Here is a 15317-nt window from a genome sequence, read left to right as displayed (position 1 = left end):
AATGAAAATCATTTATGAAGACTTTAAGGAGGCATTATCTAAAGTAAAAGTGCTAAGAGAAAACGCTAATATAATAGAAGAAACTGTTCAAAGAAGTGTAAGAGAAATCATTAGAAATGTAAGGGAAGGGAAAGATGAAGCTTTATCTTTCTATACAAAAAAGTTTGATGATGTAGAGATGAAAGATTTTCGTGTAAGTGAAGAAGAAATACAGCAAGCGAGTATGTTTGTAGAGAATTCATTTTTAGAAGCTTTAAAAGAGGCGGAGAAAAACATTGTTTCGTATCACGAAAAGCAAAAGAAGCACTCAATATTCGATTGTGAAAGTAAAGGCATAATTAGAGGGCAACTCATTCGGCCGTTAGAAAATGTAGGTGTATATGTACCGGGTGGGACAGCCTCATATCCTTCTTCAGTATTAATGAATGTATTGCCGGCGAAACTCGCAGGTGTGAAAAAGATTGTAATGGTAACACCGCCGAGGAAAGGAGGAATTGATCCGCATATATTAGCTGCTGCAAATCTTGCGGGAGTAGATGAAATTTATACGATAGGTGGCGCGCAAGCAATTGCTGCTTTAGCATACGGGACGGAATCGATTCTGAAAGTGGATAAAATAGTTGGACCGGGAAATTTGTATGTCGCTCTAGCGAAGCGAGAAGTATACGGAATAGTAAATATCGATATGATTGCTGGTCCATCAGAAATTGTAGTTGTCGCGGATGAAACAGGTAATGCAAAATATATCGCAGCGGATTTATTATCGCAAGCAGAGCATGATGAGAGAGCAACGGCGATTTGTATTACAACGAATATGGAACTAGCTAAAGAAGTAGAAAAAGAGATAGAAAGACAGTTAGAAATGTTACCAAGAAGTGAAATTGCACGTGAATCAATAAATAGAAATGGAGCCATCTTTATCGTTCCTTCTTTAGAGGAGGCACTAAAGTTATCAAATGAAATTGCTCCAGAACATTTAGAGTTACATATAAAAGAACCGATGAATGCTCTAGATTATGTGAAACATGCAGGTTCTATTTTCCTTGGGTCATATGCACCTGAACCGCTCGGGGATTATTTAGCGGGACCGAATCATGTATTACCAACGAGCGGAACGGCAAGATTTTTTTCTCCGTTATCAGTCGATGATTTCGTGAAAAAATCAAGTTTTATTTCTTATACGGAGGAAGCATTAAAAAATGTACAGCATCACATTGTAGAGCTTGCAAATAAAGAAGGGTTACATGCACATGCGAGAGCAATCCAAATAAGGTTTGAGGAGGAAAAATAATGCGTCAGTCCAGTCAAGTACGTGAGACGACAGAAACAAAAATTAAATTAAATTTGCAGCTTGATGAAAGTACAAATGTATCTATTCAAACAGGGGTTGGTTTTTTCGATCATATGCTTACTTTATTTGCTAGACATGGAAGATTTGGATTGCAAGTTGAAGCAGAAGGGGATGCATTTGTCGATGCACATCATACCGTTGAAGATGTTGGAATTGTACTCGGAAATTGCTTGAAAGAAGCATTGCAAAACAAAGAGGGAATTAATCGTTACGGTTCTGCGTATGTACCGATGGATGAATCTTTAGGATTTGTCGCAATTGATATAAGTGGACGCTCATATTGTGTATTTCAAGGGGAATTAACAAATCCGAAGCTTGGGGATTTTGATACAGAATTGACGGAAGAATTTTTTAGAGCAGTTGCACATGCTGCCAATATTACATTACATGCGCGCGTTCTATACGGAAGTAATACGCATCACAAAATTGAAGCAGTATTTAAAGCTTTTGGTAGAGCGCTTAGAGAAGCGGTCGAAAAAAATGCCAACATTACTGGTGTAAATTCAACGAAAGGGATGTTGTAATTGATTGCCATTATAGATTATGGAATGGGGAATATTCGCAGTGTAGAGCAAGCATTAAAATATATTGGGGCAGAGTACATTGTAACGAGTGATAAAGAAGAGATATTGAGAAGCGATGGCGTGATTTTACCGGGAGTAGGTGCATTTCCGAAAGCGATGGACGTATTAGAAGAAAGAGATTTAGTGTGTGTACTAAAAGAGGTTTGTGATATAGGAAAACCTCTCCTCGGTATATGTTTGGGCATGCAGCTTTTATTTGAACGAAGTGAGGAACTAAAAGATTGTAGCGGGTTAGGTTTACTACCAGGGGAAATTCGTAAGTTAAAAGTTTCGTATAAAATTCCTCATATGGGATGGAATGAATTAAGGAAGGAAAGAGAATTTCCGCTTTGGAATGGATTAGTGGATGGTTCTTTCGTTTATTATGTTCACTCATATTACGCGGATTGTCCAGATGAAATTGTATGCGGAGTAAGTGATTATGGAATGCAAGTACCAGGGTTTGTAGCGAAAGGAAATGTATTTGGTGCACAGTTTCATCCAGAAAAAAGTGGTGAAATTGGCATGCAAATATTAAAAAATTTTCAAGGGGTGGTAGAAGCATGGAAATCTTCCCAGCTATCGATTTAAAAGAAGGACGATGCGTTAGACTTTATCAAGGAGAGTTTAGTAAAGAAACGGTGATGAATGAAGATCCGGTAGCGCAGGCAATCATATTTGAAAAGCTTGGAGCGGAAATACTACACATTGTTGATTTAGACGGTGCAATTGCTGGCGAGTCGTTAAATTTGCCCGTCATTGAAAAAATCTGTAAGGCGGTACGTATTCCTGTGCAAGTGGGAGGAGGAATTCGTTCACTTGTAGCGGTGGAGAAGTTATTGTCAGTAGGTGTAGAAAAAGTGATTTTAGGAACAGCAGCTCTTTATGATAAGTCATTTTTAGAGGAAGCAGTTCGTCTATATAAAGAGAAAATCATTGTTGGAATTGATGCGAAAAATGGCTTCGTAGCAACGAGAGGTTGGCTTGATCTGTCTGAAATTTCTTATATTAGTTTAGCGAAACAAATGGAAAGTTTAGATGTTCAAACGATTGTGTTTACAGACATTTCGAAAGACGGGACGCTTGCAGGGCCAAATTTTGAACAATTGGCGTTACTTCAAAAAAGTGTGGGCATTCGTCTCATTGCCTCTGGAGGAGTGGCATCTATTCAAGATGTGAAAAAGTTAAATGATATGAATATATATGGTGTCATAATTGGAAAGGCGCTTTACGAGAAAACGATTGATTTAGAAGAAGTGTTACAGGTAACGAAGTTATGTTAGCGAAACGAATTATTCCATGTCTAGATGTGAAAGAAGGGCGAGTCGTAAAGGGTGTAAATTTTATAGGATTACAAGATGTCGGTGATCCGGTTGAAATAGCTGAAGCATATAACGTGGCAGGGGCAGATGAAATCGTATTTTTAGATATTACAGCGACTCATGAAGGAAGAAAAACGATTATAGATGTTGTAGAAAAAACAGCAGCTAAAGTATTTATTCCTCTTACGGTTGGCGGGGGGATTTCAAGTGTGAAAGATATGTACAATTTACTAAGAGCTGGAGCAGACAAAGTTTCAATAAACTCAGCGGCAGTGCGAAATCCGAAGCTAATCGAAGAGGGCGCAGAACACTTTGGATCACAATGTATTGTCGTGGCAATTGACGCTAGAAAAGTAGCAGAAGATAAATGGAACGTATACGTCAACGGCGGAAGAGTTGACACAGGAATGGATGCCATAGAATGGGCGAAGCGTGTTGTTAAGCTCGGGGCGGGTGAAATTTTGTTAACGAGTATGGATGCAGATGGAACGAAAAGTGGATATGATCTTCGTTTAACAGAAGAAATTTCAAAAAGTGTTTCCATTCCAGTCATCGCATCAGGAGGCTGTGGTCATACGGATCACATTATAGAAGTTTTTCAAAAGACAACAGTTGATGCAGCATTAGCGGCATCCATCTTTCATTATGGTGAGGCGACAGTGCAGAGTGTAAAGCGAAAATTAAGAGATGCAAATGTTGAGGTGCGGTTATGAAACCTAATTTTTCAAAAGGATTAATACCGGCAATTGTCATCGAAGAAGGTACGAAAGAAGTTTTAATGCTAGCTTATATGAATGAAGAAGCATATGAAAAAACGTTAGAGACGAAAAGAACATGGTTTTACTCTCGTTCGAGGCAGTCGTTATGGAATAAGGGAGAAACATCAGGGAATGTTCAATATGTGCAATCTCTATACTTAGATTGTGATCAAGATTCAATTGTTGTGAATGTGAAACAAGTAGGACCTGCTTGTCATACGGGGGAGAAGACATGTTTTCACTATCAAATTATATAGGGGGATACATATGGAAAATGCCTTTAAGTTGCTGTATAAAACAATTGAAGAACGAAAGGAAAGCCCACTTCCTGAATCATATACAAATTATTTATTTTCAAAAGGAGAAGATAAAATTTTAAAGAAAATTGGTGAAGAGTGTGCTGAAGTAATTATCGCATGTAAAAATAATGATAAAGAAGAAGTAGTGAAAGAAATGGTTGATGTATTTTATCACTGTTTCGTTTTATTAGCTGAAAAAAATATCGCATTGGAAGATGTCATGCGAGAGGTGAAAGAACGAAATGGAAAGCTTTCGAGAGTTGGGGATAGAAGGGAAATAGATACATTATAAGGGGGAATGTATATGAAAGTAGATTATCATCTTCACTTAGAAGAAGGACCGTATTCAATAGGATGGCTTGCTAAAATAAATGAAGCGTTGGAATGTTATGAACCGCTTCAAGAAAGGCATTCTATGGATTGGCTTATGAAAACACAAGAGCGTTTGCAAAAACGTGTGAAGGAAGGGCCATTTACAACAGAATGGATAGATCTATATTTAGAAGAAGCTGTGCGAAAAGGAATAAAAGAAGTGGGAATTGTTGATCATCTATATCGTTTTCATGAAGCGAAAGGATATTATGAAAAATATGTAGATATTAGTGATTCTAAGCTCGGTCGTATACAGAAAGAATGGTTAGATCAAGTAAGGATAGTTTCACTGTATGATTTTACAAAGGCAATTGAAGAGGCGAAAGAACGATGGAGTAAAAGAGGTGTCACACTTAAACTTGGAATTGAAGCGGATTATTTTATTGGTTGTGAAGGAGAGTTAAAAGAATTATTAGCGCTAGGAGACTTTGATTATGTAATTGGCTCCGTTCATTTTCTAAATGGCTGGGGATTTGATAATCCAGATACGAAAGAATATTTTGAGGTGCATGACCTACGCGCATTATACGATACGTTTTTTAAAACAGTTGAGAGTGCGATTCGTACCGAGTTATTTGATATTATCGCTCATCTAGATAATATAAAGGTATTTAATTATCGATTGGATGAGAATGAACAGCTTTCTTATTATAAGGAAATTGCCTGTGCGTTAGTAGAAACGAATACGGCAACAGAAATAAATGCAGGATTGTACTATCGTTATCCTGTTCGTGAAATGTGCCCAAGTCCACTATATTTACAAGTATTAGCTAAGTATGGTGTTCCAATTACGATTTCTTCGGATGCCCATTATCCAAATGATTTAGGGAACTATGTACAAGAGAATGTACAAACATTACGAGCGCACGGTGTTACTCAGGTTGCAACATTTACGAAGCGAGCAAGAGTAATGAGGTCGCTTGAAGAAGAAGTAACAAATTCAAAATGAAACGCAATTTTTTGATGAAAACCACCCTTTTTGTTCAAAATAAGAAAGAATGAAAAGGAGGGTAAGAAATGGCGAAACAACAAAATAAACAAAATGTACAAGTTGCACAGCAACAAGCTTATACTTCTGAAACGAATGCTGCATCTCAATCGGTTATTGAGGAGCAAATTAGCGATACGGTTGCAGAAGGAACTATTGATGTGAAGCTCGGAAAAGAATCGCAGGAAAAAGCGTAAGAAGAGGGGAGAGTTGCATCTCCTCTTTTTTCATGGAAAAGTGTCGATTTTCAAAACTATAATCAAATTCCTTGGTTTTTATATGTGGATTTCTTACAATGAAATATAAGAGATATCTTATTTTCTATAGAAGAGGTGTTAGTAGTGGCAAAAATATTAGTAGCGGGAAAAATTCCGGAAATTGGATTAGAACTATTAAAAGATCATGATGTAGAAATGTACGATAAAGAGGAATTAATTTCTATAGATGAATTAACAGAGCGTGTAAAAGATAAAGATGCATTGTTAAGTTTACTTTCGACAAAGGTGCCAAAAGAAGTTATTGATGCAGCGTCTCATTTAAAGATTGTTGCAAACTATGGTGCTGGTTACGACAATATTGATTACACGTATGCGGGTGAAAAAGGAATTGCAGTTACGAATACACCGAAAGTATCAACGGAAGCGACTGCCGAATTAACATTTGCACTTCTTTTAGCAGCGGCGCGTAGAATTCCTGAAGGGGATATGTTATGTCGTACGACTGGATTTAACGGATGGGCACCGTTATTTTTCTTAGGACGAGAAGTCCACGGTAAGACAATCGGAATTATTGGTCTTGGAGAAATCGGGAAGGCTGTTGCAAAACGTGCGAAAGCATTTGGAATGGATGTTTTATATACAGGGCCAAATCGTAAGTTTGAAGCTGAAAGTGAACTGGGAGCAACGTATGTGACGTTGGAAAAATTATTACAAACAGCAGATTTTATTACAATTAACTGTGCTTATAATCCGAAATTACATCATATGATTGATGAAGAGCAGTTTAAAATGATGAAGAAAACAGCGTATATTGTAAATGCTTCACGTGGACCAATTATGAATGAAGCAGCACTTGCTTATGCATTAAAAACGAATGAAATTGAAGGGGCAGCTCTTGATGTGTTTGAATTTGAACCGAAAATTACAGAAGAGCTAAAAGAGTTAAAGAATGTAGTACTTGCTCCACACGTAGGGAATGCAACGTTTGAAACTCGTGATGCGATGGCTGAAATGGCTGTCAGAAATATTTTAGCTGTATTAAACGGCGAAGAGCCAGTAACACCTGTAAATCAAAAGGTATTAGTCACAAAATAAAAAGAAACCTTCCGGACTCGGAAGGTTTTCTTATTTTTCTTTATTCGCTTTTTTAGACGGTCTTTGTCTAATGAATTGAGATAACATGTACAAAATATATAGTGGAATGGCAATGAATAAGAAAACAGAAAAATTGCCAAATCCTGTTTGATACATTGTAATAATGATTCCAACTAAAAATAGTGTAATAATGATGCTATATCGTGGAATTGGTACATCTTTTAAACTTGGGATACGAATGCGGCTCACCATTAAAAATGCGAACGTTACAAATACGGTAATAAGAACGATTTTTGGAATGGTATGTGAAAATAATGTTAAGAAAGCAACAAGCCCTCCCGCTGCTGTAATCGGTACTCCAGTGAAATATTTCATTGAAGTAGAAGATGGTGTTACATTAAATCGTGCTAAACGATATGCTCCGAAAAGAGGGAATAATCCCGCTATGTATAATCCGATGATTCCGTAGTTTGAGAAAGATGTGTAATACATTAAAACAGCAGGTGCTGCACCAAATGTTACGACATCTGCAAGCGAGTCGAGCTCTTTTCCCATTTGTGAATCAACACGTAATAAACGAGCAACACGACCATCAAGACTATCTAACATCATCCCGATAAGTACTAAAATAGCAGCTGATTTATAATATCCTAAAGATGCATAGCCGATTGATAAAAATCCGCTATATAAATTTCCGAGCGTAAATAAGTTTGGAATAGCTGCTCTATACAAAATCTGATCCCTTGCTTTCTGTAATAAATTCTTAATTAGTGTATGAAAGTTTACTTATTTTATCATACCATAAATTTATTCCTCATACGAAAGAAATTACCAATTTGTGAAAGATTTCATAGAAGGATGATTTAAAAATTAAGTGAAAATAAAAAGAGGAAGCAACTTGTATAAAGTTGCTTCCTTTACTATTCAAATTTCGTTGTCATCGTTCCAGTTTTATATTGATTATTAGGATCGAAACGTAATAAATCTCCATAAATTAATTTATCGGAGAGTTTTAATTCTGTTTTTGCTTTTTCAATATACGGCTGACATAGCGTCATATCAGCTTCTTCACCCGTACTTCTTTTGTAGCACATATTTTTTGTATAAACATACTCTTCAGAAACAAAGCTACCATCACGCATTACCATAAGCGGGTCTTTTTCTTTAATAAATAAGTCAGTTCCAAATTCAACGGATTTATTTGTTTTAATACCAAGTAAATGAAGGAGCGTTGGTTTAATATCAATTTGACCAGATACTTTAGAAACAACTTTTCCTTCTTGACCAGGCACATGAATAATAAGAGGAACTCGTTGTAATTGCATAGAATCGAATGGTGTAATAGTATCTTTTCCTAGGAACTGTGCCATAGCTGCGTTATGGTTTTCGGAAATACCATAATGATCACCATAAATGACAATAACGGAATTATCATACAGTCCTTCTTCTTTTAATTGTTTAATAAATAATTTAAGAGCTTCATCTGTGTAACGAACAGTTGGGAAGTAGCGGTTTACAACACCACTTTCTGAGTTGAATTCATCAACATATTGGTCTTCCGGATTTAGAAGAAACGGAAAATGATTTGTTAATGTAATAAATTTTGTATAGAACGGTTGCGGTAAAGATTTTAACTTTGGAATAGATTGTTCAAAGAACTGTTTATCTTTTAATCCCCAACCGACAGACATTTGTTCCGTTCCTGCGTAATCATTTAAATTAAAGTAACGATCATATCCAAGCGCAGGATACATTACATCCCGATTCCAAAACGTTTTATCATTTGAATGGAAGACGGCAGAAGAATATCCGTATTTCTTTAATTGTTCTGGTGTCGCTGTGTATTCGTTTGTTGCATGAGTAAAGAATACAGAACCACGATCTAGCGGATAAAGTGAGTTTTCAACGATAAATTCAGCATCAGAAGTTTTGCCTTGTCCAGTTTGATGATAGAAGTTATCGAAATAGAAACTATCCTTAATAAATTCATTTAAAAATGGGGTAATTTCTTTTCCATTTATTTTTTTATTAATAACAAAGCTTTGTGTAGATTCCATTGAAATTAAAATTACATTTTTACCTTTTGCAGCTCCAAATAAGTTTTTATCAACTTGTTTGTCTTTTGAGTCTGTATAGTTTTTGATTTCAGAAAATCCATCCCCACTTGCAAATACACGCTCAGCTGAAGACTTGGATTGAAGTGTAATATCAAATAGATGATATGTGTATAAACCTAAATTCTTTACGACAGTTTGACGGTCAAATGAGCGCGAGAACATTTGTGGTTTATAAATAACTGATACAACAATTTGTAGTGCTAATAAAGCTGTTACACCGCTAAAGAAAGTTCGCTTCTCTGAGCGGGAAAGTGGTGTTTTGTCGCCAAATGATGGGAATTTACGCGAAATAAACATTAAAATAATTGCATCTGCAAATAAAAGTAATGTTTTGTACGTAAAGAGTTCTTTTATACTTGTCCCTAAATCAGCCATATTGTTTGTTTGGAATAAAACCGGGAAAGTAACGAAATCGTTATAGAACCCATAAAACATTGCGTTTCCAAATAAAATAAATGACAGTATAAAACTGATTCCAATTATAATTCGGTTTCGGTACTTAGATGCAAGTAAAGCTAAGCCGAAAAATAAAAGTAACGCAGCTAGTGGATTAATAAAAAGCATGAATTCTTCAAAGAAATTATCAATTTTAATATCAAATGCTAGCTTGTACACAATATATGTTTTAATCCATAGTAAAACGACTGCAACGAGTGCAAATCGCAGTTTTGGAAACAGATGTTGTAGCATAATATACTCCTCTCCTAAAAAGCATGACAGTTCTTGTGAGTCAGTTTGCTTAACGACTCATTTTATATATACGAACAGTCCTTTGTTATTATGATTATTATACTATGAGTATCATTATACGAAAATAAAAGAGAGTTGTGGGCTTTTTTATAATAATCGAGTAGAAAAAGAGTGGTGGGAGACAATAAAACAGAATTTCTATGTATGATAATTATCGTACGCAGAAAGAATCGCGTGATAATACGGAGGTTATAATGCGAAAATTATTATATTTTATAGCATGTAGTAGTGTTATACTTTTTACCTCACCGAGTGTGTCAATAGCTCAATATGATGCACCTCTTATGGAAGATGCACTTTATTCTGTTTTATTTCCAAAAATAAATAAAGCAATTGAAAAACAATATGGAAGTTTGAAACCGTATCAATGTCCTAAAATTATTAGTTTAAAAAAAATGTATAGCGGTACATATTTATTTCAAGCAAGTATTGAAGTGACAAAGTATGAACGTGTTGCTGGGAAAATTGCTCCCCCATTTGAGAAGGTAACGATTACATTTAATAACGAAGAAGGCGAATGGGAAGTGACAAAGATTTCAGTAAAGCGCTTACCAAATGATACAAAATTAAACTGTAAAAAAACAATATAAAAAATTGTTTGACAAATAAAATGGTCCTTTGGTATTGTTAATAGCAACAATTAGATGTTTGAAAATTAAATAGACTTACCTCATCTACTCTCAAAGGTAGAGGCCGCGATAGGAAAGAGTAAGCTATGGGAGATTTCATGGAATCTGTGATCATAGGCTGAAAGGGACTATTGCCGAAATATAAGAATAACCATCTTATTCATATATTGGGACTACATTGAATAAATGTAGTACTGTCATAAGATTTATTTTATGGAGAGCTATTTGGAGATGTTGATGCGGTTTCTTATTTTGAGGAGATAACAACTCGTTTATTTTTTCAATATATATTTTTCCTAATAAGAAACGCGTGTGAACATTGTTCCGCGCGTTTTTTGTCTATCTAAAAGCGTGCTGCAATGAATAGAAGATTGGGGTTATGAGTTTTAGAGGAAATAAGGGAGGAATTTAAATGTATTTACACGGCACAAGCCGAATTAATGGGCAAGGACACTTAGAAATTGGAGGGTGCGATACGACGCAGCTAGCAAAGCAATACGGAACACCACTTTATGTATACGATGAAGAGTCTATTCGAGGAAAATGCCGAGCATTTCATCGTGCTTTTAAAGAAAGTGGTTTCTCTTATCAAGTAGCATATGCAAGCAAGGCGTTCTTGTGCATGGAGATGTGCCGAGTAGCTCGTGAAGAGAATATGTCATTAGACGTTGTTTCTGGAGGAGAATTATATACTGCGCTCCAAGCAGGATTTCCAGCATCACGTATTCATTTTCATGGAAATAATAAAACAGAAGAAGAGATAGTGATGGCTCTTCAGGCGAATATCGGTTGTTTTGTCGTAGATAATTTCTTTGAATTAGAAGTTTTACACGATTTAGCGATGCAACATGGAAAGTTTGTGAACATATTAATTCGTGTAACGCCTGGAGTAGAGGCGCACACACATGAATATATTACAACAGGCCAAGATGATTCGAAATTTGGATTTGGCGTTTCAAACGGTCAAGCGATGCAGGCAATTGGATTTGCTTTACAAAAATCTAATTATAATGTGCTAGGGATTCATTCACATATCGGATCGCAAATATTTGAAACAGCTGGCTTTGTTCGAGCGATTGAAGTTCTTCGCCAATTTTTAGAAGAAGTGAGAGAGCAAACAAACTATGTAGTAAAAGTGTTAAATGTAGGCGGGGGATTTGGAATACGCTACACAGAGTCGGATACACCGTTAACTCTTGAGACATATGTGCGAGCTGTAACAAGTGCAGTGAGAGAACAATTTACTGTATGTGAATATCCATTGCCAGAAATATGGATTGAACCAGGCCGTAGCATTGTAGGTGATGCTGGGACAACAATTTATACAGTTGGATCTGTGAAAGATATTCCTGGTATTCGGAAATATGTATCAGTCGATGGTGGAATGACAGATAATTTAAGACCTGCTTTATATAGTGCGCGTTATGAAGCAATGTTAGCGAATCGAGGGAATGATGAGAATGAGGAACTCGTTTCGATTGCGGGGAAATGTTGTGAGAGCGGAGATATGTTGATTTGGGATATTCATTTACCGAAAGTCGCTTCTGCTGATTTACTAGCAGTTTCCTGTACAGGAGCCTACGGGTACTCGATGGCGAATAATTACAATCGGATTCGAAGACCAGCCGTTGTCTTTGCAAAAGGCGGAACATCGCAAGTAGTTGTGGAACGCGAAACATATGAAAATATTATTGGGAACGATCGCATACGTATTAAAGAGCTTGTTTAAATAGAAAAAGGAGTTGTTCGGATGGGCAATTCCTTTTTTGTAAAATAAAATAATTAAAATATATCGGAAAACTAGGATTGAAAAAAATCAGAATTGTGATAAAATACAAATACAAAGCTTATCAAGAGAAGCGGAGGGAACTGGCCCGAAGAAGCTCGGCAACCTGCTTATAGAAAGCAAGGTGCTAAATCCAGCAAAATGGAATCCATTTTGAAAGATAAGGTAAAATATATTACCGAACAGTCTTTTCGAAATGGGAAAGATTTTTTTTATGAATAAAAAGGGGGGCTGTTCGCGTGGGTGTACGGGAACATTTTGATGAAGTATCCGAGAAGATTGAAGCGATGCTTGCTGATATGAAATATGGCTCAATTACAATTGTTGTGCAAGATGGAAAAGTAATTCAGTTAGAGAAAAGTGAAAAAGTACGTTTAAAGTGAAAAGCGCTGACTAGAAAAACTAGAGGCGGTTTTAACCTATTTTCATTAGGTTAAAACCGTCTTTTTGCTTTTACAGGGGGAAAAAACATGTTGACGTATGAAACGTGGGAAGAAAATGTTGTTTCGTTTTCGGAAGAAGATGAAACAAAAGGCGCGTTATCAGTATTAAATTGGGCTTATGAAGAGTATAAAGATGAAATCGTCTACGCATGTAGCTTTGGGGTGGAAGGTATGGTATTGCTGCACCTTATAAACCAAGTAAATCCATCTGCTAAAGTTGTATTTTTGGATACAAGTGTTCATTTTCAAGAAACATATGAATTAATTCAAAGAGTGAGGGAACGATTTCCTTCATTGAATATTATAGAAAAGCAGCCAGAACTTACACTTGATGAACAGGCGAAGTTGCATGGTGAAAAACTGTGGGAGAGCAATCCGAATCTTTGTTGTAAGATTAGAAAAATTTTACCTTTAGAAAAATCATTAGTCGTGGAAAAAGCATGGATATCGGGCTTAAGAAGGGAACAATCAGAAACACGTAAGCATACAAAGTTTATAAATCAAGATCATCGTTTTCAATCTATTAAAGTTTGTCCACTCATTCATTGGACGTGGAAAGAAGTTTGGCGATATGTATACAAACATAGCTTGCCGTATAACCCGTTGCATGATGTTGGCTATCCAAGTATTGGGTGTGAGAAATGTACTTTACCTGTAGGGAATGGTGGCGATTCAAGAGATGGTAGATGGGCTGGGAAAGTGAAAACCGAATGTGGTCTTCATTATCAATAAGATGAATCTTGAAATAAAGCTAAGAGGGGATATAGAAAATGAGCACAGTAAACGAATTAGTAAACCGTATAGATGAGACATATGATATATCACAAATTGAAAAAGAAATTAAATTAGACAACATTGCTTTAAGTGATTTAGAACTATTGGCGACAGGTGGATATAGCCCGCTTACTGGTTTTTTGGGGAAGGAAGATTATGATTCAGTCGTAGAAACGCTTCGTTTAGCAAATGGTAGTGTGTGGAGTATACCAATTACATTACCGGTAACAGAAGAAGTCGCAGAAAGCCTGAAGACCGGAGAGGAAGTAAAGCTTGTCAACAATGGAAATATATATGGTGCTATTCAAATAGAAGATATTTTCGTACCAGATAAAGAAAAAGAAGCGTTACTTGTATATAAAACAACGGATGAGGCTCATCCAGGAGTGAAAAAATTATATGAACGACCAAACGTTTACGTTGGAGGAACTATTATTCTAACAAAACGCTTTGAAAATAATCAATTTCCTTCTTATCATTTAGACCCAATTGAAACGAGAGAAGAATTTAAAAAACGTGGGTGGAAAACAGTAGTCGGATTTCAAACGAGAAACCCGGTACATCGTGCCCATGAGTATATTCAAAAATCTGCTCTTGAAATTGTAGATGGTCTCTTTTTAAATCCACTCGTTGGAGAAACGAAATCGGATGATATTCCTGCTGATGTAAGAATGGAAAGCTATGAAGTACTCCTTCAAAACTATTATCCGAAAAATCGTGTCTTTTTAAGTGTATTTCCTGCTGCAATGCGTTACGCAGGACCAAGAGAAGCGATATTTCATGCGTTAGTAAGAAAGAATTTTGGATGTACCCACTTTATTGTAGGACGTGATCATGCCGGAGTAGGAGATTATTACGGAACATACGAAGCGCAAGAAATCTTCACGGATTTTACGATAGAAGAGTTAGGCATTACACCACTATTCTTTGAACATAGTTTTTACTGCACGAAATGTGAAGCGATGGCTTCAACAAAAACATGTCCGCACGGAAAAGAAGATCATGTTATTTTATCAGGTACGAAAGTAAGAGAATTATTAAGAAACGGTGAGATTCCGCCAAGTACATTTAGTCGTAAAGAAGTAGTAGAAGTGCTAATTAAAGGTTTAAAAAAAGAAGTAGTAACAGAATAGGGAGAGAACGAGATGGATACGAATATTACTTGGCATACAGCTTCGGTTTCAAAAGATGAGAGAAGAGTGAAGAATGGACATCACAGTTTTGTAATTTGGTTTACTGGTTTATCAGCTTCGGGTAAATCTACAGTAGCGAATGCGGTCGCTCGTAAACTGTTTGAAAAGAATATTGGAAATTATGTGCTGGATGGGGATAACATTCGCCACGGTTTAAATAAAGACTTAGGATTTTCTGAAAGTGATCGCATGGAAAATATAAGACGTATTGGCGAAGTGGCAAAGTTATTTGTAGATCAAGGAACAGTTGTCCTTACAGCATTTATTTCACCATTTCGAGTAGACCGCAAACAGGTAAGAGATTTATTAGCGGCAGATGAATTTATTGAAATTTTTGTGAAGTGTCCGATTGAAGAGTGTGAGAAACGTGATCCGAAAGGGCTTTATAAAAAGGCAAGAAAAGGTGATATTAAGGATTTCACAGGTATTGATTCGCCTTATGAAGAGCCAGAGCAAGCAGAATTAATTGTAGAAACGCACAAATATTCTATTGAAGAATGTGCAGAACAAATCGTGCAGTACTTACAAGAGCGTAGTTTTATCCCGCTATTTGCCGGGAAGTAAAATTCCTACCTCAAAGTTCGGTTGGGGCAAGGAAGTTAGGTGGGGGTCGGGCTGCCCGTAAATACCCGATTGGTTAAGGCTAATAATCAGCGTGG

The 15317-nt window shown here is 36.4% G+C and carries 18 protein-coding genes and 2 riboswitches; of the genes, 16 read left to right on the top strand and 2 right to left on the bottom strand.

Translation table 11 applies throughout. From position 1 onward, the window contains the following. The first annotated feature begins 1 nt into the window (after nt 1). The 10 genes from hisD (at nt 2) to AC1Q51_RS11880 (ending at nt 6966) form a co-directional block, all read left to right on the top strand. Complete coding sequence (gene hisD / locus AC1Q51_RS11925; protein WP_098235491.1) at nt 2-1291, top strand: histidinol dehydrogenase; 1290 nt, start codon at nt 2-4, stop codon at nt 1289-1291. Beyond that, complete coding sequence (hisB, locus tag AC1Q51_RS11920; RefSeq protein WP_053564914.1) at nt 1291-1875, top strand: imidazoleglycerol-phosphate dehydratase HisB; 585 nt, start codon at nt 1291-1293, stop codon at nt 1873-1875. Before hisD ends, hisB begins: the two co-directional genes overlap by 1 nt. Beyond that, nucleotides 1876-2505 (top strand): imidazole glycerol phosphate synthase subunit HisH, encoded by a 630-nt coding sequence (gene hisH, locus AC1Q51_RS11915; protein WP_053564913.1) that lies wholly within the window; start codon nt 1876-1878, stop codon nt 2503-2505. Further along, nucleotides 2478-3197, top strand: coding sequence for a 1-(5-phosphoribosyl)-5-[(5-phosphoribosylamino)methylideneamino]imidazole-4-carboxamide isomerase (gene hisA, locus AC1Q51_RS11910; protein WP_000402295.1), 720 nt, complete (start codon nt 2478-2480; stop codon nt 3195-3197). Before hisH ends, hisA begins: the two co-directional genes overlap by 28 nt. Continuing rightward, entirely contained in the window at nt 3191-3949 is a 759-nt protein-coding gene (gene hisF, locus AC1Q51_RS11905; protein ID WP_023521478.1) for an imidazoleglycerol phosphate synthase cyclase subunit, read from the top strand. The genes hisA and hisF overlap by 7 nt, the downstream gene beginning before the upstream one ends. Continuing rightward, a complete protein-coding gene (gene hisI / locus AC1Q51_RS11900; protein ID WP_000803964.1) occupies nt 3946-4251 on the top strand; it encodes a phosphoribosyl-AMP cyclohydrolase in 306 nt (101 codons plus the stop codon). Before hisF ends, hisI begins: the two co-directional genes overlap by 4 nt. A 10-nt stretch (nt 4252-4261) precedes the next feature. Then, nucleotides 4262-4585 carry a phosphoribosyl-ATP diphosphatase gene (gene hisE / locus AC1Q51_RS11895; RefSeq protein WP_000426355.1) on the top strand — a complete coding sequence of 108 codons (324 nt, stop codon included), beginning with the start codon at nt 4262-4264 and terminating at the stop codon, nt 4583-4585. Between the two features lie 12 nt (nt 4586-4597). Then, nucleotides 4598-5614: a histidinol phosphate phosphatase domain-containing protein gene (locus AC1Q51_RS11890; RefSeq protein WP_098289705.1), complete on the top strand. Its 1017-nt coding sequence runs from the start codon at nt 4598-4600 to the stop codon at nt 5612-5614. Nucleotides 5615-5682: 68 nt separating this feature from the next. Continuing rightward, nucleotides 5683-5850, top strand: a complete 168-nt coding sequence (locus tag AC1Q51_RS11885) for a DUF4025 domain-containing protein (protein WP_001118893.1) — start codon at nt 5683-5685, stop codon at nt 5848-5850. A 144-nt stretch (nt 5851-5994) separates the two neighbouring features. Continuing rightward, nucleotides 5995-6966, top strand: a complete 972-nt coding sequence (locus AC1Q51_RS11880) for an NAD(P)-dependent oxidoreductase (protein ID WP_098289704.1) — start codon at nt 5995-5997, stop codon at nt 6964-6966. Between the two features lie 30 nt (nt 6967-6996). Here AC1Q51_RS11880 and pssA read toward each other — a convergent pair whose 3' ends face one another. Then, a complete protein-coding gene (gene pssA / locus AC1Q51_RS11875) occupies nt 6997-7698 on the bottom strand; it encodes a CDP-diacylglycerol--serine O-phosphatidyltransferase (RefSeq protein ID WP_000285417.1) in 702 nt (233 codons plus the stop codon). A gap of 188 nt (nt 7699-7886) precedes the next feature. Then, nucleotides 7887-9773, bottom strand: a complete 1887-nt coding sequence (locus AC1Q51_RS11870) for an LTA synthase family protein (protein WP_000939088.1) — start codon at nt 9771-9773, stop codon at nt 7887-7889. A gap of 254 nt (nt 9774-10027) precedes the next feature. Here AC1Q51_RS11870 and AC1Q51_RS11865 point away from each other — a divergent pair, with 254 nt between their 5' ends. The 6 genes from AC1Q51_RS11865 to cysC all read left to right on the top strand — a co-directional run bounded on the left by AC1Q51_RS11865 (nt 10028) and on the right by cysC (nt 15222). Then, nucleotides 10028-10423, top strand: a complete 396-nt coding sequence (locus AC1Q51_RS11865) for a DUF3888 domain-containing protein (RefSeq protein ID WP_176542754.1) — start codon at nt 10028-10030, stop codon at nt 10421-10423. Between the two features lie 89 nt (nt 10424-10512). Continuing rightward, a riboswitch (Lysine riboswitch) is annotated at nt 10513-10694 on the top strand. Nucleotides 10695-10874: 180 nt separating this feature from the next. Continuing rightward, entirely contained in the window at nt 10875-12191 is a 1317-nt protein-coding gene (gene lysA, locus AC1Q51_RS11860; protein WP_000280643.1) for a diaminopimelate decarboxylase, read from the top strand. Between the two features lie 115 nt (nt 12192-12306). Further along, nucleotides 12307-12415: riboswitch (SAM riboswitch) on the top strand. Nucleotides 12416-12487: 72 nt separating this feature from the next. After that, nucleotides 12488-12631: a YezD family protein gene (locus AC1Q51_RS11855; protein ID WP_000538896.1), complete on the top strand. Its 144-nt coding sequence runs from the start codon at nt 12488-12490 to the stop codon at nt 12629-12631. Nucleotides 12632-12718: 87 nt separating this feature from the next. Further along, complete coding sequence (locus AC1Q51_RS11850) at nt 12719-13423, top strand: phosphoadenylyl-sulfate reductase (RefSeq protein ID WP_492331520.1); 705 nt, start codon at nt 12719-12721, stop codon at nt 13421-13423. A gap of 38 nt (nt 13424-13461) precedes the next feature. Beyond that, nucleotides 13462-14598 carry a sulfate adenylyltransferase gene (gene sat, locus AC1Q51_RS11845; RefSeq protein WP_097924960.1) on the top strand — a complete coding sequence of 379 codons (1137 nt, stop codon included), beginning with the start codon at nt 13462-13464 and terminating at the stop codon, nt 14596-14598. A gap of 12 nt (nt 14599-14610) precedes the next feature. Beyond that, the gene (cysC, locus tag AC1Q51_RS11840; RefSeq protein WP_000380507.1) at nt 14611-15222 is read left to right on the top strand and encodes an adenylyl-sulfate kinase; all 612 of its coding nucleotides are present in this window, start codon (nt 14611-14613) and stop codon (nt 15220-15222) included. Nucleotides 15223-15317: the final 95 nt, after the last annotated feature.

The organism is Bacillus sp. MT94 (genome assembly GCF_058792475.1).
The sequence above is the reverse complement of the archived record's forward strand: the minus strand, read 5'-3'. Positions and strand labels throughout refer to the sequence as shown.

What these genes read in the sequence shown, in the direction of transcription:
- hisD (WP_098235491.1), top strand. Translation starts at nt 2, where the DNA reads ATGAAAATCATTTATGAAGACTTTAAGGAGGCATTATCTAAAGTAAAA.
- hisB (WP_053564914.1), top strand. Translation starts at nt 1,291, where the DNA reads ATGCGTCAGTCCAGTCAAGTACGTGAGACGACAGAAACAAAAATTAAA.
- hisA (WP_000402295.1), top strand. Translation starts at nt 2,478, where the DNA reads ATGGAAATCTTCCCAGCTATCGATTTAAAAGAAGGACGATGCGTTAGA.
- hisF (WP_023521478.1), top strand. Translation starts at nt 3,191, where the DNA reads ATGTTAGCGAAACGAATTATTCCATGTCTAGATGTGAAAGAAGGGCGA.
- hisI (WP_000803964.1), top strand. Translation starts at nt 3,946, where the DNA reads ATGAAACCTAATTTTTCAAAAGGATTAATACCGGCAATTGTCATCGAA.
- hisE (WP_000426355.1), top strand. Translation starts at nt 4,262, where the DNA reads ATGGAAAATGCCTTTAAGTTGCTGTATAAAACAATTGAAGAACGAAAG.
- AC1Q51_RS11890 (WP_098289705.1), top strand. Translation starts at nt 4,598, where the DNA reads ATGAAAGTAGATTATCATCTTCACTTAGAAGAAGGACCGTATTCAATA.
- AC1Q51_RS11885 (WP_001118893.1), top strand. Translation starts at nt 5,683, where the DNA reads ATGGCGAAACAACAAAATAAACAAAATGTACAAGTTGCACAGCAACAA.
- AC1Q51_RS11870 (WP_000939088.1), bottom strand. Translation starts at nt 9,773, where the DNA reads ATGCTACAACATCTGTTTCCAAAACTGCGATTTGCACTCGTTGCAGTC.
- AC1Q51_RS11865 (WP_176542754.1), top strand. Translation starts at nt 10,028, where the DNA reads ATGCGAAAATTATTATATTTTATAGCATGTAGTAGTGTTATACTTTTT.
- lysA (WP_000280643.1), top strand. Translation starts at nt 10,875, where the DNA reads ATGTATTTACACGGCACAAGCCGAATTAATGGGCAAGGACACTTAGAA.
- AC1Q51_RS11850 (WP_492331520.1), top strand. Translation starts at nt 12,719, where the DNA reads ATGTTGACGTATGAAACGTGGGAAGAAAATGTTGTTTCGTTTTCGGAA.
- sat (WP_097924960.1), top strand. Translation starts at nt 13,462, where the DNA reads ATGAGCACAGTAAACGAATTAGTAAACCGTATAGATGAGACATATGAT.
- cysC (WP_000380507.1), top strand. Translation starts at nt 14,611, where the DNA reads ATGGATACGAATATTACTTGGCATACAGCTTCGGTTTCAAAAGATGAG.